Consider the following 26,085-nt stretch of genomic DNA (forward strand, 5'->3'; position numbering starts at 1 on the left):
AGTATAGGAAAAATTATGAAAATTATTATGGAAAAGAAGTTGAAAGATCATAGGCTATGAGTAATTAAACTTATAACCCTTTCAAAAATCATTTTGCTATTAATTATAAATTAAGTATTCTGAATGTTAAATTCAATCAATAAAATTATTCTACCATGTTTTCATAAAGTTTCACAACAAATATTATTTTAGTGATTACATTTACTAAAGTCATAAGAATAATCAAAATAACCACAATCCATTAAATACTTTGATTCTTTAATGATATTTTTGATTCATGTAATTGGTACGTCTTATCTGCTATAGACAACATTTCTCTATTGTGTGTTACTATAAATATTATCTTTTTATATCGTAATTCTTTTATTATTTTAGAAAGCTTAGATTTATACTGCTCGTCAGAGAAACTATCTGCCTCATCTAAAATAAATATATCCCCGTCCCTATATATAGCTCTAGCTAGTGATAACTTTTGCAATTCACCTAACTCATCCTATTTATCAATCTCATTCATATATTTTTTCGCAGTATTTACTAAGTATAATTTTTTGCAACGTAAATACTAGCAAAACTATTATTGCTGAAATTAATTTTTCTTTATTTGTAGAATCTATAGCTTTAGAAATGTAAAACATACTATTTACAACATATAAGTAAGCCATATTTAATTGTGAAACAAATACTCCAAAGAATGAAACAACAAATCCAACAATTACTCCTATTTGTAAATTTTGTTTAAAATATAACATAACGCTTATTATTAACCACGATATTAAACAACTCACCAATGAATGAATCATGTACTTAACAAAGTATTGTATTACTACATTAAAATTTATTGACTCTAAGTTTAGTTTGATTTCAAAAAAAAGCATCAATAAAAATGTAAGCAAAGAATATATTAAAGATAATATAAGACTAACGCTTTTTTTGCTTTTAACTATATCTTCTATCTTAATAGGTGAAGTTAATAAATTATTCCATACTTTATCTCTGCTTTCCATTAAAAACAATTCCATTCCTATTAATGTAAATATTGGAGTAAAAATATAATATGAATTCACACTTAGACCATTTTTTAAGAACCAGCCAAAAGTTGATCCATATTTTATATCGTTATATGTCATATTTCCCATCCCATATTGTATAAGAGATGAAATTAGGCAAACTATAAATAAAATGAGTAAAAGTTTTTTGCGTTTAAGTTTTTTTAATTCTATCTGTACCATGCTAATCACCTTAGTTAACCTACACATCTTGTTTTTTTAAAATTTTTATTGATATATAAACATAAATTGCAAATACAATAACAATGTTTGCTATAAAATATCCTATATGTGGACTACTTTCTACTCCTTCAAAGTTGTTATACCAAATTACATTATGGCTGCTTGCTAAAGGACTTATACCTTGCAACTTTTTCATTAAAAAAAATGTAACTACTATATAAAGGCTTCCTATTAAATTTGTAGTAGCAACATTACCTTTTGTAACAATAGTAATTATTGACACTGGTATTACGCTTAAAAAAATAAATATCGAACTTCTAATACATAGTAAAAAAAATCTTGAAACTAACTCACTTGTCATACTATCATGAAATCTAGTTAAAAAACCTGTAATACAAACTGTTAAGAACACAAAAATCATGATAGCTAGAGATATCATAAATAAGTAAACTAGTTTAGATATAAAATATTTTGTTCTTGAAATAGGTATTGTCCATATATACTTAATTGTGTCATTTTTATAATCATTTGAAAATGATGTTGTTAAGAATGATAGTAAAATCATTGGTAATATTAAATAATTCATATAACTTAATGAAAACTTATATAAGTATACGAAACTGTCAAAGAGTCCTGTAGCTTCATTAGTATATATTAATATCATTGTTAAATAAGCTATAACTAATACCAAAGATATATATACAACTTTTGATCTCTTTTGCTTTTTAAATTCTGAAAATATTAAATTACCCAATTCCTTGACCTCCTGTAACTTTTTTAAAATAATCTTCAAGTGTTATTTTCTCTTCAATAATTCCATTTACTTCGAAGTCATTTTTTATAAAAATTTTATTTAAATCGGAAACCTTAATATTTTCATTTTTTATAATAATTCCTTTGTTAAAGGTTGCCATTTGCTCAGAATTCACTCCATTCTTAGATAATAAATTTATTGCTTCTTGAGTCTTATCAACATAAATCTTAACTCCAAATTCATTATGAGAGTTCCATTCTTCCAAATTAATTTCATCAATTAAATTTCCATCGTTAATAATTCCTATCCTATCTGCCAAATTTTCTAACTCTGGTAAAATATGGCTAGAAATAAGAATAGTAGTTCCATTTTCTTTTAGAGATTTAATTAAATCTCTAACTTCTGCAATTCCTATTGGATCTAAACCGTTTATTGGTTCATCTAAAATCAAAACTTTTGGTTTGTGCATTATAGCATTTGCAATTGCAAGCCTTTGTTTCATTCCTAATGAATACTTGCCAAAAAGCTTTTTGTCATTATATGGAAGATTCACTAACTTTAAAGCTTCTTTTACTGAGTTTTCAGAGTCGCCTCTTAATTTTGCAAATATCATTAAATTTTCTGTTGCCGTCAAATTACTATAAAAACCAGGACTTTCTATAATACAACCAACGTTCTTTAATACTTCCTTTCCTTTATCAGTGCTAGTATCAGAACCAAGCAAGATAACTTTCCCTTTAGTTGGTTTAGTTAACCCTAATATAATCTTCATTATAGTAGTCTTTCCCGCACCATTTCTACCTAATAATCCATATATTTCGCCTTCATTTATATTTATGTTAATAGATTTCAATACAGGCGAATCTTCATAATACTTTTCTAAATCTTTTATGCTTAGAATACTATTCATCAATTTAATTTCTCCTTAAATGTTCATTTATAACAGTCTAGTGTTTAGTCTCATAATGTCTACTTATTATCATTACTATAAATCCATCTACTTTTTACAAATTCACATTAGACTTTTTATCATAATAATTGTATAAGAATTTCAAAATTTAATCAGCTAACTTTTGTGAATATTTCTGTTCGCTATCTTTTCTTTTTATTTCATTTCAAAAACTTTTTTCCTCATTAAATAATCTAAACTTTATAAAACTTCATTTTGCCGCATCCTAGCCAACTCAATTTATTGTAAGAATGTAATTGGATCATTTGTTACTCCTAACTTAGTTCTCGTAATTAAAAACATTATACTAAAAATCACCTTTTTCCTTTTAAGCAATTATACGAACACTATCAATAAAATACTGTAATATGATTTTTTATTTTTCCCCATACTATTTCCTCTTCGTAATCAGTATGGTATCAACAATCCTAAAAACAATTCTTCCAATGAAATACATAATAATAGAATACAATATAAATTCTGCAATTGGGAATCTATATTGCAATCCACCAAGAATCGGATCATTATTTGTATAAACGTGAAGACCATACGAAATAATAACTCCGCCTATTAAAGTAATTATAAGAATTCTCTTCATATAGTAACAATTTTCGCTCATAAGCATACTAATACGTTGAGATTTACTCATACCTACAAGATTTAAGAAAGAAATCTCTTTCTTCCTACTAATCACATTTGTAAAGTAAGTATTTATTAAGTTTCCAACACCCATAATTAAAATTAATAAAGTTATTGATAAAAGAAACTTTTTACTAGTTTTTAAAGAAACTTTATATTCATCTACCGCATTTAGATAGGTTTCCATTTTTAATGGATGCATATTTATCAATTGTTTTACTTTATTTACAGTACTTTTTTGAGCCTTTAATGTCTTATCTTTTAATTCAAGTCTCAATTCATAATTAAAATTAGTATTAGTATCTCCAAAATAATTCAATGAATTATCTGGAATATAAAAGTATATCCCACTACTTAAAGTATCGGTTATACCCATTACTTTAGCCGTAAAATCTTTGCCATTTTGTTGAAATTTTACTTCGTCACCTATTTGTACATCCCACCCATAATATTTTTTTATTTCATTTGGCTGATTAACAATAACTCCCTTTTCTTTGGTCAACTTCGAGTATGAGGTATTTCCCTCTATAAGTTTTTTATTAAGAAAGCTTTCTTGTTGATTAGTATATCCTAAAATACTCAAATCTTCTGAGTTTCCATTTGGACTTACGAAAGTTGCATTTGTACCTTTTACCACTTCAATTTTTTCTACATTATCAACCTCTTCTAATGAACGAATTAAGTTATTGTCTAATGGATTTCTTTTTTCCATATCACCAATAATTTCACCATTAGAACTGCCCAAAATAGAATCTTCATTTGACATAATACTTATTTCATAATTTGTATAACTTTTTCTTGCTAATTGTTCTGGATCAAAGGATTTTAAAAAAGCATAAGATGAAACAAGTAATACTCCTCCAATACTTAGTGATAGAATCATAGTTATTGTCTTTCTAGGATCTCTTTTTATATTAAGCCATGCTATAAATTTAGGTGTAACAAAACTATTTTCCTTTCTCTTTACTAGATGGCTTGTAGATTGACCACTCGTAAAAAATTCTTTAGCAGAAATTCTATTTATATCTTTTCTTATAGAGATTGCCGAAGATTTAAGAACCATAAAAATATACAAACTGCTAAGTATTAAAGTAACTATTATATATAATGGATTATGTTCTAATAAAAATATTAGTCCATTTCTGTTATTGATAAAAAATATACTAAAAGTCCCTAAAATTCCTAAGCAAATTCCTATTAAACCAATATATAATATCCTTTTATTTAGAATAATCATTGACTGTTTTCTACTTGCTCCTATCAATCTCAGAATCGCTATGTTTTTCCTATCTTCTAATGTAAAAACATACAAAATATTATGGATAATGAGATAAGAAACTACCCCTAACAAAACTGCCAATATTAAAAGCATAATATATTGATCTGTATTAACCAACTTCATATAACTAAAGTACATATCAAAAAAATGAACGTTAGATTCATCTACTTTATACTTATATGCTATTGAATTTATCTCATTTTTTAGCATATCTTCAGAGTATGAATTTGGTGATTTCATACTTAGTTGTACTAAGTAATTATCAACTTGACCAAATTTATCAACATAAGATTTAGATACAAATACGGGATAAGTTCCTTCTACACCTTCTTTATATAAAATTCCACTTATTATATATTTTTTTGAACCATTACCTAAATTTAGGTTTATACTTTCTCTAATACCAATTTTTTTGTTAATACGTTTTAAGTAGTCTTCAGACACTATTATCTCATTATCTTTTTGAGGATAAGATCCTTCTATATTATTTACATTCCCTAAGTCACGTAAATCTGAATCCATATATGCAACTCTTAGATTTATATCACCTATACTAACTTCTGGAAAAATATATCCTATTCCTGCTTTTTTTATGCTCTTCTCTGATTTTATCCCTTCAACTTGTTTAGGATTTACTTTAATTAATGATGCTTGATGTCCATTTTCTAGTTTTTCCTGAAACATTAATTTAGCACTTATAGAATACAAACTCATTATGCTAATAAAGACAAACGATAAAATTATAGTCAGCAATATTGTAGAACTTTTAATTTTATTAACTTTCAAATCTCTTTTGACATATGTTTTCAGGATATTATTTTTCATTTTTTTTATCCTCCACAATTTGACCATCTAATATGCGTATAACTCTATCGCAATACTTTGTTAATTCTAAATTGTGTGTAATCATTATAATTGTCTGATTAAATTTTTTATTCATCTGAACAAATAGCTCCATTATATTTTGACTATTTCTTTGATCCAAATTTCCTGTTGGTTCGTCTGCTAAAATTACTTTTGGTTTAGAAATGAGAGCTCTGGCAATAGCTACTCTTTGTTGTTGTCCTCCTGACAATTGATTTGGGAAAGCAGATATTTTTTGTTTTATTTCTAACAAATCTAAAATTTCATCCAAATAGTCGTTATCGGCTTCTTTGCCATCTAAATTTAAAGGTAAAATTATATTTTCTCGAACATTTAAGATAGGAATTAGATTGTATTCTTGGAATATAAACCCTATATTCTTTCTACGATACTCTGTTAATTCTTCCTCATTTAAATTATTTAATTCCACATCATCAAACATAATTTTCCCCTCTGTTTGATGGTCAATCCCTCCTATAAGATTTAACAATGTTGTCTTCCCCGAACCACTGTCTCCAATAATAGATAAAAATTCTCCTTCCTTAACAGTAAAACTTACATCATTTACTGCTTTGACTTCTATTTCTCCTTGTTTGTATATTTTTTTCACTTTATCTAAAATTAAAGCCATTAAACATCCTCCTTCACTTTGAAAATCTATTTATCTGTTGATTGACATTTGTATCATCAAAATAATCATACATACTATAAATCGTTTACTATCAACAGCCTTGATACAAACTTATACTTCATTAAAATCTAAAGTCTTAAGTTCTTATTCTTTAGTTATTCCTAACTATTTTTATTTATTTTTTCTGTTTACTAGAATAATTCATTGCTTTACCAACCTTAAATGTTATTAATTTCCACCTTTCCTTAATTTTATATTTTTTTGAATTCTATTTCAGCTAACTTTTGTGAATAAAAAAAGCACTAGAATTACAAAATTCTAATGCTTGTCTCTAAAATGAATCAACATATCCCAATTCACGCACTTTATCGATCATTTCTTGGTAATTTCTAACACCTAACTTTTGATATATTCGTGATAAGGATACTGCCAGGCTTCTTACATTTGTATTTAGTTCTTTGGCTAACTCTTTCCTTGATAGTCCGTTTGAATATAGTTTAACTATATGAATTTCACTTTTCGTTAATGGCTCTAACATATGATTTTCTTCTGGAAATATTGCTTTGCCTTTAAAGGCGATAGATTTTATGTCTTCTATTAGTTTAGATGTCTCTTCTTCTTTGGAAATAAATCCTTTACATCCAATTCTTTTTGCTCTTTTAATATAAAAGTCTAATTTATACGCTGTTAATATTACTATTTTTAGACCTTCATACTTATTAATCAATTCTTCAGACACATCTAAACCATTTATCGCTCCTTCTATTCCTGTTAAATTAATATCTATAAGTAACAGATCATAGTTAAGGATGGATTCATTTATACTTAGGTCTCTAACATTATTTACTATATCTACAGAAATAGAGTCGTCCGTCTCTAAGCTCATTTTTAAAGAAGTTGCAACCATTTTATGATCTTCTATTAATAAGATTTTCATTTACTACTCTCCTCTCTATTGGAACTTCTATTTTAAATTCTACAAATGATTCATCTAGTTCATTTTGATTATTGGAAAAATTAAAATCAAATTTTCCGCCATATTCTCTTAAGTTCAATCTTAATATATTTAATCCTATATTTCCTTCTACTATTTTTTCTTCATCTTCTAAATAGTCTCCATAATTTTTTATTGTAAGATCAATTTTATCTTCTAAATTTATAAGAACTATATCCGTGCTATATCCTTTTGAATGTTTTAGTGCATTTATTAATAATTCATTGATACATTTGTAAATCAATTCAGCATAAGGACTGGGTAAATCTATATTTCTATCACATTCAAATTCTATAAGCATTTCATTATCTAAATACATATTTTCTATATCAACTATAAGTCTGTTATATGCGTCATATAGAGAACTATAATCATTTAGCATTGGATTAAATGAATTGATTTCGTGACGAATCAAATCATTTAACTTATCCAGATTTTCTATAATGTATTTTTTGTCAGATCCTGAAAGATTATCTTCTATCCACCTTCTTATAGCTATTATAATCTGTAGAATGTCATCATGTAAAAATGTCTGTATCTTTAAAGTATTCAGTTTATCAATTTCTAAATTTCTATGTTTTTCAATATAATAGTTATCCAACATCTCCTCAAAAGTTATATAATTGGATTTTTTATGTTTTTCAAACAAGCTAAATTCTACCAAAAACATAAAAAAACTTAAAGAAAATAATATAACTCCCGAAAAAGATAATGAAGTTAAATAGAGCATTAGAAACAAAATTAAAAATTCAGGAAATATTTTTTTCAAAGAACGGGAGAAAAATAATAAACCGCTTTTGATTTTTGTCTTACTAATCCTATACAGCAATATAGATTCAATGAAGATACATGTAAACAGTTGATACTCACTTATTGAAACTAGACCTAAACCTTCATACTTCTTATATATGAAGAAAGTTATTATAAATAAAGTTTGCAATATTATAATTGTCTTGCTTTCATATTTTCGAATATTCTTATCATTTGAATATAATATTATTGGAGTCAATAATAAAATAATCACAACATAATTAAATATTGAAGATGCTAAATAAGTATTAAATTTCATCATTATTATTGATATAATAATCCCTACAGTTGTAATTAATGGCATGAACTTAATTCTATTTGATGAGCTTAAAAGATTGAAACTTGCAAATAGTATCAAGCTATATATTAATAGTTCGATGTGTTTACCTATTATTAAGTCTCTTAATATTAAGTCTTCTAGAAAATTAAAAATAATAAATAATTCAACTACTAGGCTATGGATTAAAATATATTTTTTTTCAGAATTTAATATGCATATAATATAGGATATGAAATTTATAATACTTAGTAAAAAAACTATTAAAATTCCTATATCTAGCCTCTGTTGATATCTTATAAATGGCGCTATAGGCATAAACAAAATAACTTGCAATAAAATATGTGTAATTAAAATCAAATCTTGTTTTTTCATCCTGCCCTCCTTTTATATTTTAAACCCTATAATCTTTATCTATATACAATCTGATTTTCTTAACTCCGAAAAGGATCTATTAAAATTATACATAATATTCTGGTATTAATTACAAATTTCAATATATCGTAATATTTTTGTGTTCCTATTTTAACTTCAGCTTTTAATACTATTATAGACGTATTAAGATATAATTACAGCTAACTTTTGTGTATCATACCTAACGTCACTATACAATCTGTTTAAATATGACAAAAAAATAAAGGCAGTCCGAAGACTGCCGATATTTATCTCTCTGTACCTTTGCTATGGTCTTTCTTGTTTGATTTAGTTTTGTCGTCTGTCTTAAAGTTTTTTATTTGCCCTAATATGGACTTTTTATCTTTATCTTGACTCTTTACTTGTCCTTTTGCTTTTAAGAGCTTAGAAGACAAAATACGAACATTTTTATGTTCCTTTCCGTTGTTATCAATGCTTATTTTTACTTGACCAAATAATTTAACAAAATCTCCTTGTTTTAGGTTCTCTATATCTTTTGTCTTATCTCCATATGCTGAACAATTTGTATATACCTTATTCCCATCGTCATCTTTTGAAACAATTGAAAAGTTGCTTACCTTGAACTTTTCTCCATTAGCATTTTCTCGTTCAAGAATTTCTACTTTGCCAGCTATATTACCCACAAGATTTATAAGATCATCTTTTTCTTCAAGTTCATTGGTATTTTCAACAATCTTACCTTGTTCTTTCATATCATCAATCATATAGTCAAAGTCATCATTTAATAGACCTGTTGTGTCTTTGATCATAAATAAAACATAGACTTCTTCAAGTGCCTTTTCATCAGTAACACCTTTTTCTATGCTCACAAGTGCTTTTATAAAGTCCTTGTAATTATCATTCATCATTTCTTCTAAGTTTTCTCTAATATCTTTGTATTCCATAATTTCCTCCTTGTACTAAATAAGGAGAGCCTTTCGCCCTCCTCTATCTTTCTTGTTCCTTTTTACTTTTTTCTTGATTTTTATCTTTTTCTTCTTCTGATTTGAATTTTGATATTTGTCCTAATATTGATGGCTTCTCTTCCTTTGCGTGTAGATTATCTTCTACATCATAAGTTGATTCAAAGTAATCACTATCTTTAAAATCATTATCATACCTATCTGGTATTCCATCATTATCAAGATCTTTTGCAAGTGGATCATAGAAATTTCCGTCATAATCTATTTCTAGTCCTAGTGCTTGTTTTAAATCTTCTTCATCTACTGATACCAGATCATCAAAACTAAACATCTTTATGGCTTCAGTCATATCTTTAATAGCTTGTAAGTTAGATATATCTTCTTCTACAAAAGATTCTGTTCTAATAGCTATATTATCTACATATTGAGTCCATGTTTTTTCTTCCAAATTTACCTCATATTGAATCGTGTGCTTACCATCTGGCGTTTCTGTATAGGCAAGTCCTATATGGCTTAAATCAGGGTATAATTTGTCAAAGTCTTCATAGCTATTAGATTCTGAGAACTCGTAATTAGAATAATCAACTATCGCCCTCTTTAAATCTTCTAATAATGGTGATTGGTTTTCTAATTCTTCTACTTCTCCCATATCTAAAAGTTTATTAATCTCAGCTAGTCTTAGCGTCTTATCCCTTAACTCATCTGCTTTTTCAAATGGTTTAGTTAATTCTACTTTGGCATTTTCTAAAGATTCTTTATAGTTTCCAAGGTTTTGATTTAACCTTTCAAGTCTTGAAGGCATTTTTTCAATTGCATTATCAAGCCTTGTTATATTACCATCAGTAGAGTTTGAAAACTCTCCGAAGTATTCTGCTTTTCCTAGTAGTTTAAAGGTGTGAGTATTAGTCATAAAATTATATGAAACTTGTAAGTCTAAATTTCTATATTTACCAATAACCTTGCTATCATTTATCTTAACTTTTTTTATTTCTTCTAATAGCTTCTCTCCAGCTTCTTTCTTATCTAAAATTTTATTTGTCCCAAGACTGATTGAAGTAAATTTGCTATCTCCTTCTCCTAATTTCTCAACATTTGCAATATCTTCTTTAACTGCTTTTATTTCCATTTCAGTTTTTAAAATACTTTGAGGATAAATTTTATTTACCTTATCTTCAAGCTTATATTTATTAGACTTATAGTTTGCTTCCAGCATTTTCAGCTTTGTAACTTCGTTATCTAAATCCATCTTTTCTTTAATTAGAGGATTGCCAGTAGCTAAAGCCTTAATTTCCGAATAAGATAGACTTGCTTCATCAACATCTTCTGCAACTCTCACAGCAGTTTTTGAAGTCATAATTTGAGATATGAATTTCTGCTTATTCTCTATTGTCTGCCATAAATATGCGTCAAAGGTATTTTCTGTTACATATCTAAAGATATTTACCTTATCATTTTCATTGCCTTGACGAACAATTCTACCACTTCTTTGCTCTAGGTCAGACGGTCTCCATGGAACGTCTAAATCGTGTAAAGCTATTAATTTATTTTGTACATTTGTACCTGCTCCCATTTTTTGAGTAGAACCTAATAATACTCTTACTTCCCCTCTTCTTACCTTTGAGAATAATTCATCTTTTTGTTTGTCTGTATTTGCTTCGTGAATAAAGGCTATTTCTTCTTTAGGTATTCCCATATTTACTAGCTTATTTCTAATATCATCATAGATATTAAATTCCCCATCTCCTTTTGGTGTGGACATATCCGAAAACACTAATTGTGTCGATGAATTTTCTTTTGTCTTATCCCAGATCGAAAAGATATTTTTAACACATACATTTACCTTTGAATTAGGATCATCGGGTAGTAGTGGATTTATTAATCTTTGATCAAGGGCAAGTTTTTTACCATCATTTGTAATCTTTAGCATATTATCTTCTGTTGGTTCTACTTGGTTATTTCTAACTGCGTCTGCTCTTTCTGAAATAGCTTCTAATATTTCTTTTTGTTCCTCAGTAGGTTTTGTTTTAATAACTTCGAAGTTTGCTTCTGGTACTGGCAAATTTAACATATCTGAGGTCTTTATATCTGCTACTTCTTTAAACATGCTCATCAACTCTGGCAAGTTATAAAACTTTGAAAATCTTGTTTTTTGCCTATATCCAGTACCTCCTGGAGATAATTCAAAGGTGTTTTCTGTTTCTCCAAAAGTAGAAGCCCAAGCGTCAAAATGTTCTAATCCTCTTGCCTTTAAATCATCATACTGAAGGTATCTTTGCATAGTATAAAGCTCAGTCATTGAATTTGATATTGGTGTACCAGTAGCAAATACAACTCCCTTTCCATCTGTCATTTCGTCCATATACCTACATTTCATATACATATCTGAAGACTTAAAGGCTTCACTCTGCCCGATACCCGCAACATTTCTCATCTTGGTATGCAAAAATAAGTTTTTGTAATTATGAGCTTCGTCTATAAATAATTTATCTACTCCTAGTTCTTCAAAGGTTATTACATCATCTTTTTTAAAGTCATCATTTAGCTTTTCAAGTCTTACCAGGAGTTTTTTCTTTGTCTTTTCTAGTTGTTTTACTGTGAAATTTTCTCCTCTATTTCTTTTATTCTCATCAATAAAGGAAACTATATCATCTATTTGGTCTTGTATATGTCTTACCTGGTATTCCTTAGACATCGGTATTTTTTCAAATTGAGAGTGTCCTATGATGACCGCATCATATTCTCCCGTTGCAATCCTACCAATAAATCTTTTCCTATTTTTAGGTTGGAAGTCTTTTTTATCGGCCACCATAATGTTCGCTGACGGATATAATTGCATAAACTCTCTACCAATTTGAGTGGTTATGTGGTTAGGAACTACAAATAATGATTTACTTGCAAGTCCTAACTTTTTAGATTCCATAGCAGAAGCTACCATTTCAAAAGTTTTTCCTGCTCCCACAACATGGGCAAGTAATGTATTTCCACCATAAAGAGTCCTTGCTATGGCATTTTTTTGATGTTCTCGAAGTCTGATTTCAGTATTCATTCCATCAAAAGTTAAGTTAGAACCATCAAATTCTCTATTTCTAATTGAATTGAATTTTTCATTATAAATTTTTTCTAGCCTATATCTTCTATCAGGATCTTCAAATATCCAATTCTTAAATTCTTCTTTAATCAGTTCTTGCTTTTGACTTGCAAGCATAGTTTCTTTTTTGTTTAATACAGCAGTCTTAGAACCATCATCATTTATTACTTGGTCAAATATCTTCGTATCTTTTAGATTAAGAGCATTTTCAATTAACTTATAGGCATTGACTCTACTTGTACCATAAGTCATGTTAGCAAGGTCATTAGTTGAGTCAACACTTTTACCTTCAATGTTCCATTCACTTGTATGTTGTGAGAACCTAACATTTATATTCCACCTATCATAACCTGGTGTTTTTAAAAGATTAAAAGTAAAGTCTTCTATATCTTTTTGAGGTATCCAAGTTGCTCCTAACCTTACATTTATATCAGAAGCAGTGAGTTCTTCAGGCATAACTTCTTGTAATTTTTCTCTTTGATATTTAAGTTTGCCTAACTCGTTTAATAATGTGTCTTTCTTTTCAGAAGGTGCTAAATCTATTACATTTTCAATTTCTCCGATGTATGAATTGAGGTAACCAATCTTTTCTCTAATGTTTCCACTTAAATATTCATCAGCCGATACATATGAAAAATGAAAGGGATCGTCATTGTTAAAGTTTTCAAAGGGCATTCTGTTATTTATTAAGTCTGTATCCTTAATATCTAAAAATATTTCGCCCTCAAGTTCACCAATTAAGGTGTCCCTATCTTTACTTGTGATAGATTCCATATATTCAAAATCTACATATCCCTTTTGTGAAACTGATAAGACTAAAGCTTCAAGGGAAGTATCTACATGATCTACTACCTTTGCCTTTGTGATTGTTCTTTTTGAGAATATATCACTCTTAGCTTTGAAATTATCCTCATCATCAAGTATTTCTATTGATGATACTAAAGGAAAGTTTGAGTCTTCCTTTAAGGCTCTAGTGTTTGATAAGGAGTTAATAAAGCCATGTTTCTTTGAAAAGTTATCATAGACTTCATTTAACTTTGCTTGTGACTCTTTTATTTCTTCATCAGAAAAATCGTCCTTTTGCTTTTCTATTACATCTTTTAAAGCATTCATTACATCAAGATAATCTTTTATTTTTTCTTTGTTTTTATCTGATATATTCTGCTTAATTAAAACTGAGTTTTCTCTTAGATAGACATCTTCGTCAATAATAGTATAGGAAAAATTCTTAACATCGTCTGTTGCTGGAAGACTTAATTCTTCATCTTCCAATAGTTCGACCTCTTCATATTTTGAATTTGAAGATATTTCCTTACTTGCAAGATCCATTAAATCTTTTAGATTTTCGTCTTCTTTTTCATCACAAGTAATTGTATTACCAAATCTACCAGATACTTCTTTCATATCCCCTAATACCATTTGAGGATTATCTACAAAGTATTTATTATAAGTCAAACCCTTTTTATCAGTTGCTAGGTGTATCCAATCGTCATCTCTTTCTATAACTGAATCTCTCTTCTTTAGAAAAATAATATCTGAAGTAACTTCTGTACCAGCAAGTCCTTTAAATGTTGTATTAGGAAGCCTCATAGCTCCTAAAAATTCACATCTTGCATTAATATATTTTCTAACAGATTCATCTTTTTTATCCATAGTTCCAGATGATGTTATGAAGGCAATAATTCCTCCATTCCTAACCTTATCTATTGACTTTGCAAAAAAATAATCGTGAATCAGAAAGTTATTTCTGTTATATTCACGATCGTTAACTTTAAAATCTCCAAAAGGAACATTTCCTATAACTAAATCAAAAAAGTTATTTGAGAAGTTTGTTTCTTCAAAGCCTTTAATTTGAATGTTAGCTTCAGGATAAAGTTCTCTTGCTATTCTTCCGCTTAGACTATCTTTTTCTACTCCATAGACTTTAGAACTTCGTATTTCACTTGGCATATTACCAATAAAGTTACCGACTCCCACAGATGGTTCAAGAATATTTCCAGTCTTAAATCCCATATCTGTTAAAGTCTTATATATTCCATCCATTACCTCTCTAGGTGTATAAAAGGATGTTAGAGTAGACTCTTTAGCATTCAAATACTCTTCATTTGTTAAATTTTCCTTTAAAATATTTCTTGCTTCAAGCCATTGTCCTCCTTTTTCTTCATCAAAGACATCAGCAAGACCTCCCCAACCTAAATAATCAGCAAGATAGGCTTGTTCATATTCTCTTGGACTCCTATTTTCATTTTCAAGTCTTTTTAGCATTTTAATAGCTTTGATATTTTTATCTAGTCTTTCTGATGGTGTAAGGTATTCTGAGTAGATATGATTTTTCAAGTCATAATTTCTAGCAAAACTCAGTCTTTCCTTATTAGGTTCATAGCCTAGATTCTTTAAATCTTCTTTTCCCCTCAATAAGTTTACGGCTGCTTGTCTTGGGACATCATACCTATCCATCATTTGGTCAATTTCTGGATTGTGGTTATCTATAAAGCTTTCTTGCTCTACTTGTCTTTCAATTTGTTTTTCATGCTCAGATAATTTGTATATCTCATAATTTCCACTATATAAAAGGTCATCAATCTTTCTACTTTCTTCAAATGTTTCAGCCTTATATAAAGCAAATTCTTCCCCATTAACTTCTACTTTAGTTCCTGTTTCAATTAAGTTAATTCCATCAAAGGTATTCTTATCTTCTAAAATAAATTCTTTTCCAACTTTTACTGCTAGTTTTTCTGATGTTTGACTTAGATTTTCAAAGATTTCTTCAAGGTATGAGTCGTTTCTATATGGAATTACTTCCGAACCCCTAATCATACCTCCCATATATTCCATATTATCTCTAATGGTTACAGTTTTAAGTCCTCCACTTAGTTCATCAAAATCTGTAATAGTAAAGTCCTTATCTTTATATCTAACCTGATCCCCTATCTTAAATTTAGGATCTATCTTTTCCTTAATTTCTTCTTGTAATGATTTTTCCTCACTTAGTGCAACTTGTTCTTCTAAATATGAAAATTCACGCTCATTTACTTCTTCACCATCACCAAGGTCAATCCTATAGTGTTCGACAACTTCACCGTCTACATAGTGGTCAAAATAGAATTTGAAATATCCGATATAATCATCAGTCATTTCTCCAAATTCATTTTCTCCATAAGTTTGATTATGGTCTTTAACATCAATATCCTTTTGTCTTAGGACATTAATTAAATCTTTATTTACTATCTGCCCACTATAATTGGGAACTAATTCGTGGTTTTCATTAAATTCTACAATCCAGTAATCTTTTCTATTTTCAGTGTTTTTGTCATCAAAAAAAGAAGCTTCATCAGCTTCCTTTTCTTGGCTTATTTCATTTTCTAAGCTTCCACGTATTCCTTGATTGCCATTCTCTTCACTGTTGCCATCAGGTTGTTCATCTGTCCTTGGTATTCCTCTGGATTCTCTCTCATCATCTTCTCTGTCAATCCTTGTACTTTCATCATCTTGACTTTCTCTCTCTTGATAAAGTCCACTGCCTGATTCTGAATTTCCTTCAGATGGTTCAAAAGTGTTTTTCCCTCGTACATTTCCTGAAGTTTCTTCCAGTTCTCCATGTCCTCGCTCCCTACTAGGTAAGACAGTCTTAGAACTGCGTATGTCGGATTCGGGAATCTCTCCATAAATTCCAGATCCTTCTCCATCATGTCCAAGGTTTTCTCTTCGATCTTCATCGCTATTTCCTCTGTCGCTTCCATCTGTGAAAACTCGTCCATCTCTACTTCTTGACCTATCATCTCGTCTATATAAATCATCTTGACCTCCTCTATCTTCATTTATATTTTCTATACCACTATTATAGTCGGCTGCGGCCCTTTCTGTCAGCAGCCTAGTACGATCCATTTCCTTAGATTTTTCTATTGTGTTATCTATAATATCTTCGCTAACCCTTGATATTACAGTACCTATCTGTTCTAAAGAAATTGTATTAATCCTAGAAAAATTATTTTTTAAATTTTCCATATCCATAGGATAGACTGTATTAAACCTATTAGCTACTGCATAAGATATTGAGTCTCTCATAAACTTTTCAAAACTCAGTCTATCCTCTATGTCTATTCTCAAATCAGCAAGAGCTAAATTAATGTATTCATCTCCATAAATTCGACTTAAAGAAAATATATTTTCATTAAGTGAATCACTAGCTTCAAATGAAGAATTATTTATTATTTCTTTTAAAGCCTCGTTATGATTTTCGTGATCAAACTGCCATAAGCTAACCTCATTGATATTCCTATCCATTGATGTGGTCTGACTAATATCAAAAATGTATGAAACTTTTTTGTTTATATCACTTCCAACTAAAATTGGAATACCCTTTTGACCTCTCATAACAACTCTGCCAAAATATTTCTTCCACATATCAAAAGTCGCACAAGCTCTAGCTTCAGGTTCTTTGTTATATATACTTAATTGGCTAGAAAAATCATATTTCTGATTATTGCCTATAACTTTTAAGAGTTTTAAATATTCTTTTTCATCTTGTAAAACTTCATACTTTATTGCTTCTTGTATATTCTTAAAATCATTTACTTGCATTTTCTACCTCCTTTTTAGTGCAATAAAAAAGACGATAGATTTTTGTTTATCTACCGACTTTTTAATGTATATTATTACTTGTGTTATTTATCATATTTTTTTAGATCATACGCACACAATTGCTTTCTATATTCTGTTTTTGTCTTATCTTCTTCACTCAATGACTTAAAATAATTTTCTGCATCTTCCAAAGTTACATTACCTTTTAAAATTTGATAAGCTATTAAATTAGGTTTTAAACTGATTCCTATCATCTCACTCTTTAAAATTTCTCTAATTGTATTCGGAGTTTCCTTTAAATTTTTCTTTTCCATCATTGTTTTTTCTAAAACTCTCATCTTTTCTCTTTGTTTTTCTTTAAGATCTTCTGTACGTTTAATATTTTTATTTATTTTTGAAAAACCAAAAATAGGAAAAAATTGTTGAGATTGAATTGTTAGTTTATCTATAACTTCAAGCAACTGAAAGTTTTCTTCTTCAATTATTTTAAAATAATTTTTCATAATCTCGCTTGTATTTTGAAATGAATATTTTATTGTATTAACAGATCCCACAGCTATAACTTTTTCTGAATTTTTTAAAGAGTCTAAATCATCAGTTATACTAACTTTTATATCTCCACCTGATTTTATATCTCTAAAAACATTTTGAACTTTCCTTATATCCATTGCAGATACTGGCAATTGTAAGTTTGCTAGTGTTTTATAAATTAAAGTAAAATTATCAGTCTTTATTTTATTTATCTTTATTGTTGGAATTCCTTGAATATCTATATCATGATCCACTACTTGAGTATTATCAGAATCTTTCTCATGTTCTACTAATAAAAAATTCCTTCTAACTTTTTCCGCTTCATCTGAATTTGGATCAACATAAGTAAAAATGGTTTTTAATATACTCTTGATATTATTGTCACTTATACTATAACCCATAAATATTATTGGATTATGCATAAATAAAGATAGAAGTTGAGCTCTTATTAATTCATATTTTTCGTTAAATTTATTATAGTCTTGATTGGTAATTATTATTTTATCAGGTTGAGTAACACATCCATGAATTTTATAAATAGATCCATATGGATCACTTAATAAAATATCATTACCTATTAATGGTTTAAATCCAAATATATCTTCGAGCATAACGTCATAATTTGTAGTTATAATAGAGCTGATATTCTTTCTTGATTTTTTAAATTCATTTAATTCATCAATGTTTTTATAATCAAGTTCATTAAGGATCTTAGATATATAAATTTTAAATCTACTTATGTTTTTACCTCTATCCATCAATTCATAAAATTCATCATTTATATATTTAAATTTTCCATTTCTATCATTCATCACATCCTCATCGAATCTTTTTTGTAAATCCGATGCTATTAAGTCATATTTATATCCATATTCATCATGATACTTTGATTTTATATCATAAAAAAATTCATCGCTGTTAGTTAAATCAAAAGAAATTCTTTTTAATAAGGCATCCCAACTAAATGAATTTTCTAAATACCTTAAACTCATACCAGTACCAATAAAAAGAACTGGATGATTTTTAAATTTTGAAATAAATTTTCTAATATCCATCGTTATGTCCTTTCTATTATTTATTATATCATCTTTAGTATATTAATTACACTAACCTACATTAACACTTTAGTAATTGCCATTAAAACATCAACCACAATAGAATTGCCGGCCTGCTTATACAGTTTGCTTGAGGTGCAATTCTTTCTTCTTGGATGTACTTCTTCTAATTTGTCTATATCGCTATCATCAAAACCCATGAGTCTTAAACATTCTCTTTCTGTTAAATACCTATACTGACCATTTCCAATATCTATTATTCCAGAATTAGGTACTCTCATTTGTTTTGTAGAAATAGTATAAGAAAAATCTTTAATCACTTTGAGTCGCCCTCTAAAACTATTATCTATGCCTTTATTTAAAAATTTGAGCATATAAGGTTGGGTCATTGTGTAAAGTTCACTTACATCCTTTTCTAAAAATTCACTTAGTGGTCTTGTCTCTTTCCTCTCCAATTTATTAAAAGAAAAGTTATTTGCTCCAAGACACGAAACAACAAATATCCTCTCCCTTTTTTGAGGTATCCCAAAGTCCATTGCATTTAATATTTCATACTTGCTTTCATATCCTAGGCTCTCTAGCTCTTTTAGATAAATAAAAAAGGAGTCCCTCATATTTCTATCAAGGACTCCCTTTACATTTTCCCAAATTATCCATTTAGGTTTATCTTTCATTTCTTTGATTATTCTAATTGTTTCAAATAGTAGGCTTGATCTAGTTCCTGAGTTTTTTACTCCTCCTTGCTTTTTTCCAATTCTTGAAAAGTCTTGGCAAGGACTTCCATGCATTATTAAGTCTATCTTCTCATTAGGAGCTTTATATCCTACTACTGATTTTGGCTTATAATCTTCTCCATAAAGTGCGTTGTATGATTTAACACAAGCCTTATCTATTTCTACATAATCAACTACTTCATAAGGTATCTTTAAATTAATAAAAGCCTTTCTAATAGCACCTATGCCACCGAAAAGCTCTAGTATTTTTACCTTATTCATTTAGATTATTCTTGTACTTATCTACAAGCTCCCTTATACTATCTTCAATTTCTCTTAAAAAGTCTTCTTTATCTACTTCGCCAGAGCTAATCTTTGCAAGTTTCATCTCCCATTCAGATGTTGTTTCTGCCGACTTAAACTTATCCTCTACAATTGATACAAGCCTATTGCCTTTTTCTGTTACAAGTAGATTTTTCTTATCTCTTCTTATAAGATCTTTATGGATAAGATTTTCAATAATTCCTGCTCTTGTAGCTGGTGTTCCTAAGCCTTTTCTGGGTCTGCCCCAGTCCAATTCGTCCAACGAAGAATGAGTTGATGACGAATTGAGACGAGGGTATTCCACTTCTATATCTTTATCCAGTGATTCAATCCCTGCATTCTCCATAGCCTTTAAAAGCGTATTTTCATTATAATGACTTGGAGCTTTGGTAAATTTCTCCGATATGTTTTTAGAAGTTAGCTTAATATTATCTCCAGTCTTTACATCTGGTAATTCATTTTCCTGTTTTTCTTTTCCATAAATCTTTAGATACTTTTTATAGCCTTCATCAATTACGGTCTTGCCACTTGCATTGAAATTAAATTTATCATAATTCATATCTGATTTTTCTACTAGATTCCTTTAAGTTATCCGAACATGAAGCAAGTAATTTATTCTTTATTAGATTATAAATTTTACTTTCTTTGTCAGATAAATCTTTAGCTTTTCCAATGTCAGATATAGTAGGAATAATTGCATAGTGGTCTGTAACCTTAGATGAATTAAAAATAGACTTAAAGTTTGATTCATTGATTTTAAAATCTTCTTCAAGTCCTTCTAATAATTCTTTCATAGTAGTAACCATATCATCGGTTAAATACCTGCTATCTGTTCTTGGATATGTGATTAGCTTTTTTTCATATAAAGCTTGTGCTAGATTTAAAGTATCATTTGCTGAATACCCAAAGTATTTATTCGCTTCTCTTTGTAAGGTAGTGAGATCATAAGGCTTATCTGGTTTTGTGCTTACTTCTTTGTCTTCTACCTCTGTAATAACTATTTCATCTTCTAGTAGATTTAATAGTTGCTCTGCAACTTCAATTTTATCAATCCTATCTGATACAAGTTTCAATCCTTTATAAGATAGGTCAACTGTATAATATTTTTGCTTCTTAAATAGGTTTATTTCACTATCTCTTTTAGCAATTAAATATAGAGTTGGAGTTTGTACTCTACCAACTGAATATGTTTCCTTGTAAATGCAAGAATAAAGCCTACTTAAATTCATTCCTACCAGCCAATCCGCAATAGCTCTTGCATTTGCCGATCTATATAAGTCTTCAAAGTTTTCTCCGTCTTTAAGATTTCTAAATCCATCTTCAATAGCTTTGTTTTCCATTGAAGATATCCAAAGTCTTTGAATCTTCTTCTTACATTTAGCTTGATTATATACAAGCCTAAAAATAAGTTCTCCCTCTCTTCCAGCATCACAAGCATTTATAACTGTGTCGATTTTCTTATCGTTTAAAAGTTTCTTTAAAACTCCATATTGCTTCTTAGTGCTTTTAGATACTTCATAAATATATTCCTCTGGAATTATAGGAAGAGTATCTATTGTCCATTTCTTCCATTTTTCGTCAATCTTATCTGGACTTGCCATTTGAATTAAATGACCTACACACCAAGAAACAATGTATCCATTCCCCTCATAATATCCGTTTTTTCTTGTTCTTGCGTGGGTTACTTTTGCAATTGTAACTGCTACACTTGGCTTTTCTGCTATTACTAACTTCATTAATACCTCCATAAATAAAAAAAGAGCGAAAGATTTCTCTCTCGCTCAAAATATTTCTCCCGAATATTGTATTTTTTTCGGGAGAATTCTATTTTCTTTTTTAACTTTATTTGTTTACTTTCCAATATCCATCTTTAGCACTGCCTATATACTCGATTGTTTTTTCATCTGTAAGAATTTTTAAATCTCTTTCTATCGTGCTTACAGACATCAATAATATATGAGATAATTCAATTGTTGTTATGTTTGAATTTTCTTTCATAAGTTTCACTATCTTATTTCGTCTATCTTTTGGTTTTAACTTTTTACCGTCATTTTGACCTTCATTTTCACCCTCATTTTGCCCCTCACTTTGACCGTCATTTTGGGTGTCATAATTTAAATTCTTTAAAATTGTAGTAAATGAAGATTCTGTTGACTTAAACTCTGGTTTTAATTCTTCTTTATAATTCTCTTCAGCTTCATAAGCTTCTATGATTTTTCTAAGTCCAGATCCTCTCCTTTCCATTAAATCCATCCTAGCAAATACATCCGCTATAATTGGGTTTCTTCTCGTAGAAGATACGTTTAATGGATTTAGATCTTGCACGAATGTTCCGTCATACATACCTCCAGGAGAATATATTTCTAACCTATCATCATAGATATCTATATGGACTTCGCTACCTACTACAGAATAATCTCTGTGGATTAATGCATTTACTAGAGCTTCTTGAACTGCTCTTTCTGGATATTCTGGATATTCTATTCTATAGACTGGACCTTTCTTCCACATCTTTTTAGAATTTCTCTTCACAAAGTCCAAAGACGATTTTAGCAGATAAATAATATTGCCTTCAAATTCTATATCATCTAAGGCATCCATTCGACCATTGGCTTTAGTAAGCCCATTCCACCTAGTACAAAATACCCTTGACTGATAAACTTGATAGTTATCTGCAAATAAAGCTCCTGCTATAGTTAGATTTCCCTCATCATTTACAAGTCCGAAAGATTTCAAATCTTTTTCTTCAAAATCTTTTCCCGTTCTTTCTTTGTACTCGATTTTAAGTTCCTTAAAGCTTACATCTTCAATTTTTTTCTTTGACTGAAGTGAATCGTAACTTATATGTTCTCCCTTTAAAGACAAATTAAAAAGATCAATTCGACTTGCAGGGACACTTTGATTTCCTACTCTTTTATAAGCAGTTCTGCTTCCTCCATCAACTACAAAATATGGAGTATTTTTCCCAGCAAATACACTTAAAATCAATATAACTTTTCCATCAAGCTCCTTGATTTCCATATCAAATTCTGGATTTGGATCCATTTTAATTTTTATGATTTCAGAAATATTTTCGGAAACTTCTTGATAGTCACTAAGTCCAAGAATTGTGTTATCTTCTTTTACTCCAAATATTAGCTTCCCACCTCTACCATCAGCAAAGGCTGACACAGATTTTAACCAAGACTTTGGCTTATTTATTTCTAATTTTTCTTTTTTATCATATAGATTTGTTTCTCCAAGATAATCTTTTAAGTTCAAAGTATCCCTCCTCTCCGGCAAACATTATACTTAATTATACCATATTTTTGAATTATTTATTCGATGATGAAAATTGAGATTTATAATAGTTCATCATATTCATCTAAAGATTCTTCATGACTTTCTTCATTGTCAGAGTCATCTTCCGACTCACTAATATAATCCTCATCATCTTCTTCAAAGTCTTCCAACATTCTATCTTCTTTTGCTTTAACTACCTTAAAATAATATCCTGCTCCTATTACTCCTCCAATTACAAGAGCAACAATTAGAAATGAACCTATCCCACTTTTCTTTTCTTCTTTTACTGGAACAGTCTTAGGTTCTTCTTTTTTTACTTCTTCTTTCTTAGGCTCTTCAAGCTTTACAGTGTTTTTGTCTTCTGATTCAATCATATTAAGTAAGTCTTGCTCTCCTACTTCTGTCAATAATCTTACATTATCTTGGTTTGATGAGTGATCCACTATTAAGTGCATAGTTTTTCCACTTTTAGTTTGAAATGTTAAAAATTGTCTTACATCTACTGGATTTTCTTTATCTTTTTCTGTGTCTCCACTTGGTGTAATATCTTTTCCATTCCTATCTACATTTTCAATTACTGAACCTCTTGCTTTATTTTCTTGTGTTGCAAAATTCTTTACTGCCTTTGTATTACCACCTTTTACAAGTGTTGTTTTCTTAGGAGGATTATTTGAAGGATTGGTTGCTTCACTTGTATTTCCTAGTATTCTTGGAACATCTTGATAAGGAATTTCTTCTTTTGATGGTGTAAAAACATCATCTTTCAACATTTTTTCAAATTCTTCTTTTTGTGGTTCATAGATTGATTCGTTTTGACTTTCTATTTGCCCTTCATTTGTCATCGCAAATGTAGCTTTTGGTACTGTAAATGTAAAAAGGAGTAACGCTATGGCTACTCCTAGTTTAATACTCTTATTCATTTTTCTATCCTTTCTTATTTTACATTTTTAAATACATAGATTGCTTTTCTAGCATTGTCCCATTCTATTGTTTGGTTTTTACCATCTTTGATATCTCCATGACTTGCTCCGAAAGCTTTAACAATATTTGAAATTGAAGCATGAATTCTTCCATTTATAATCACTGGCTTAACATCTGAATTGTAGACCTTTCCATCTGAATCTTTCATAACACCAGTATCAATATTTAGTCTTAATGTTTTTTTAGCTAAGATATTATTCTCTTTATTTGAGAAAATAGCTTCACGAGTAGAGTTGTCATACTCAACATTAAAACCTAGAGTATAAGCAATATATCTTACTGGAATCATAGTTCTTCCTTGATCTACATAAGTTTTTACATCCATATAGACTGTTGTCTTATCATCTTTGTTGATAATGTTATAGAAGTTTTTGTCTACTTGGAAAACTGCAAATTCTTTTTCATCTTTAACTTGTTTTTTGCCTTGTTGTTCCTCTTGCTTTTTCATCTTGTTAAGATCAAATTGATTTAGGATGTTCTTATCATCAGCTTTCAAAAGTTCGTCCCACTTCTTATCTTGAGATTTCTTATCTTCTTTCTTTTCTTTGTTTTCTTTTTGGAGTTTTAGAAGTTCATCTAATTTTTTAGATAGGTCTTGATTTAGATTTTTATCTTTTTCATCTTTAGCTTGTTTCTCAAGTTCTTCTTTTGCTTTTTTATTTGCTTCCTCGATTAACTTCTTTGCTTCTTCAATTTTCTTATCTAAATCTTCTTTTAGCTTTTTAATTTCTTCTTCAGAAGCTTTTTGTTTTTCTTCTAGTTCTTTAATCTTATCTTCTAATTCCTTTTTTGTATTTTCAGAAGATTCTTTTAAACTATCAATAGCCTTTTGAAGCTCTTCAATCTTCTTAAAGCATTCTGACTTAGAATTTTCTGTCTCTTTCTTTTTAGACTCGAGGTCTTTTATCTTAGCATCTTTTTCATCAAGAGCTTTTTCTAAGACCTTAATTCTATTATCTTTATCTTCGATTTCTTTAGTCTTCTTTGCAAGTTCTCCTTCTAAAGACTCAAGCTTTTCTTGCATTTCTTTGATTTTATTTTCGTTTTTGTCGGTCTTTTCTTTCTCAGCTTCTAACTCCCATTTTGTAGATGAATAATCTTCTTTTAGTTTTGCATTTTCATCTTGTAATCTTTTTAATTCATCTTTAAGCTGAGTAATTTCTGCTATTAGTTCATCATTGTTAGAATTTTTAAGTTCCTCAATTTCTTTATTCAATTGAGCAATCTTATTATCTTTATCTCTAATCTCTTCTTCTAGCTTAGCTTTTTCTTGTTTTAGTTTCTCTCCATTATCTTTGCAAGATTCTAACTTTTCCTTTAATTCATCTATCTTTGATTGGTCTTCTTGTTTCTTATCATTTAAGTCTTTGATCTGATTTTCTAAATCACTGATTTTACTTATAGAACTCTCTATAACTTTTTTACTACCATCTGTATCATCAGCTTTAGCTAGTACATTAGTAGTTGAGGTTGATGTTAAAACTAATAAAATAGCCATAAAAAAGGCTCTTAGTCTGTTCGTATTAAATTTCTTCATTATGAATGTTCTCCTTTTCTTTTAATTTTTCTTCTCTTTTTCTATCATTAATTTTCTCCATTAATTCTTCCAAACTAATATTGTTCCTCCTAAGAGTTACAATTATTTCTTCATTTTCAACTTGAATTTCTTCATCGCAAATTTCCTTGTATTTTGCATTTAAATCTTCTAACTTCTCTTCTATTTTTTTCTTTTTGTTTCTAATACTTATAAGTTTTCTGTTCACATAA

The 26,085-nt window shown here is 28.9% G+C and carries 15 protein-coding genes and 1 pseudogene; all 16 read right to left on the bottom strand.

The window, feature by feature from the left end; translation table 11 throughout:
* Positions 1-506: 506 nt before the first annotated feature.
* The 16 genes and pseudogenes from RH95_RS07785 to RH95_RS07860 all read right to left on the bottom strand — a co-directional run bounded on the left by RH95_RS07785 (position 507) and on the right by RH95_RS07860 (position 26,081).
* Positions 507-1,229: an ABC transporter permease gene (locus RH95_RS07785; RefSeq protein ID WP_010247632.1), complete on the bottom strand. Its 723-nt coding sequence runs from the start codon at positions 1,227-1,229 to the stop codon at positions 507-509.
* 19 nt (positions 1,230-1,248) lie between these two features.
* On the bottom strand, positions 1,249-1,983 hold the full coding sequence (locus RH95_RS07790) for an ABC transporter permease (RefSeq protein ID WP_010247635.1): 735 nt from the start codon (positions 1,981-1,983) through the stop codon (positions 1,249-1,251).
* Positions 1,976-2,893 carry an ABC transporter ATP-binding protein gene (locus RH95_RS07795; RefSeq protein ID WP_010247638.1) on the bottom strand — a complete coding sequence of 306 codons (918 nt, stop codon included), beginning with the start codon at positions 2,891-2,893 and terminating at the stop codon, positions 1,976-1,978. Before RH95_RS07795 ends, RH95_RS07790 begins: the two co-directional genes overlap by 8 nt.
* Positions 2,894-3,323: 430 nt before the next feature.
* Entirely contained in the window at positions 3,324-5,564 is a 2,241-nt protein-coding gene (locus tag RH95_RS07800) for an ABC transporter permease (RefSeq protein WP_235777721.1), read from the bottom strand.
* Positions 5,565-5,664: 100 nt separating this feature from the next.
* Positions 5,665-6,345 (bottom strand): ABC transporter ATP-binding protein, encoded by a 681-nt coding sequence (locus RH95_RS07805; protein WP_010247643.1) that lies wholly within the window; start codon positions 6,343-6,345, stop codon positions 5,665-5,667.
* 331 nt (positions 6,346-6,676) lie between these two features.
* Positions 6,677-7,282: a response regulator transcription factor gene (locus RH95_RS07810; protein WP_010247646.1), complete on the bottom strand. Its 606-nt coding sequence runs from the start codon at positions 7,280-7,282 to the stop codon at positions 6,677-6,679.
* Positions 7,254-8,801 (bottom strand): sensor histidine kinase, encoded by a 1,548-nt coding sequence (locus tag RH95_RS07815; RefSeq protein ID WP_010247648.1) that lies wholly within the window; start codon positions 8,799-8,801, stop codon positions 7,254-7,256. The genes RH95_RS07810 and RH95_RS07815 overlap by 29 nt, the downstream gene beginning before the upstream one ends.
* A 287-nt stretch (positions 8,802-9,088) precedes the next feature.
* Positions 9,089-9,745 carry a hypothetical protein gene (locus RH95_RS07820; RefSeq protein ID WP_026038617.1) on the bottom strand — a complete coding sequence of 219 codons (657 nt, stop codon included), beginning with the start codon at positions 9,743-9,745 and terminating at the stop codon, positions 9,089-9,091.
* Between the two features lie 43 nt (positions 9,746-9,788).
* Positions 9,789-17,432 (bottom strand): helicase-like domain-containing protein, encoded by a 7,644-nt coding sequence (locus tag RH95_RS07825; RefSeq protein WP_010247653.1) that lies wholly within the window; start codon positions 17,430-17,432, stop codon positions 9,789-9,791.
* Between the two features lie 83 nt (positions 17,433-17,515).
* The gene (locus RH95_RS07830; RefSeq protein ID WP_010247656.1) at positions 17,516-19,018 is read right to left on the bottom strand and encodes an SIR2 family protein; all 1,503 of its coding nucleotides are present in this window, start codon (positions 19,016-19,018) and stop codon (positions 17,516-17,518) included.
* A gap of 56 nt (positions 19,019-19,074) precedes the next feature.
* Positions 19,075-20,013 (bottom strand): DNA cytosine methyltransferase, encoded by a 939-nt coding sequence (locus tag RH95_RS07835; protein ID WP_010247658.1) that lies wholly within the window; start codon positions 20,011-20,013, stop codon positions 19,075-19,077.
* A pseudogene (locus RH95_RS07840) lies at positions 20,006-21,791 on the bottom strand (DNA topoisomerase 3). Before RH95_RS07840 ends, RH95_RS07835 begins: the two are co-directional and overlap by 8 nt.
* 106 nt (positions 21,792-21,897) lie before the next feature.
* A complete protein-coding gene (locus RH95_RS07845; protein ID WP_010247661.1) occupies positions 21,898-23,316 on the bottom strand; it encodes an AlbA family DNA-binding domain-containing protein in 1,419 nt (472 codons plus the stop codon).
* A gap of 80 nt (positions 23,317-23,396) precedes the next feature.
* Positions 23,397-24,257: a CD1107 family mobile element protein gene (locus RH95_RS07850; protein WP_010247664.1), complete on the bottom strand. Its 861-nt coding sequence runs from the start codon at positions 24,255-24,257 to the stop codon at positions 23,397-23,399.
* Positions 24,258-24,271: 14 nt separating this feature from the next.
* Positions 24,272-25,855 carry a stalk domain-containing protein gene (locus RH95_RS07855; RefSeq protein WP_010247668.1) on the bottom strand — a complete coding sequence of 528 codons (1,584 nt, stop codon included), beginning with the start codon at positions 25,853-25,855 and terminating at the stop codon, positions 24,272-24,274.
* Positions 25,842-26,081, bottom strand: coding sequence for a hypothetical protein (locus RH95_RS07860; protein ID WP_010247671.1), 240 nt, complete (start codon positions 26,079-26,081; stop codon positions 25,842-25,844). Before RH95_RS07860 ends, RH95_RS07855 begins: the two co-directional genes overlap by 14 nt.
* Positions 26,082-26,085 lie beyond the last annotated feature (4 nt).

The sequence above is a fragment of the Peptoniphilus rhinitidis 1-13 genome (assembly GCF_000246925.1).
Lineage (GTDB): Bacteria > Bacillota > Clostridia > Tissierellales > Peptoniphilaceae > Peptoniphilus_A > Peptoniphilus_A lacydonensis.